Annotated in this window: 1 pseudogene; it reads right to left on the reverse strand. The window is 46.7% G+C overall.

The annotated features are described in order from the left end of the window. A pseudogene (locus CHH91_RS20680) lies at positions 1-306 on the reverse strand (ABC transporter substrate-binding protein); the annotation flags it as partial.

Raw genomic sequence — 306 nt, forward strand, 5'->3', positions numbered from 1 at the left:
GTGTTAAACACCGCCATCGCTTCTTCCGTTTCCAGGAAGTTAATGGCTTGTTCCGTATCCCCTGTTAAAGGAAAAGCAACGGGCATGTCTGCTCCAAGCACATAGTCAAATGGCATGATTGGCTGGAACGTGCTCGAGGCTGGAAACGGGGTGATTTGCGGTTCATTTTCCTTTATTTCGGCAAGCATCGGTTCCAAATCTTCATAGCTGGATACTTGCGACGTGTCAAAGCCGTATTTCTCCACTAAGTTTCCATTAAAAACAAACACGCGCTGCTGCCCTATTTCTTTATTGGCTGGAATTCCG

The sequence above is a fragment of the Virgibacillus sp. 7505 genome (assembly GCF_002272135.1).
Classification (GTDB): Bacteria; Bacillota; Bacilli; order Bacillales; family Amphibacillaceae; genus Terribacillus.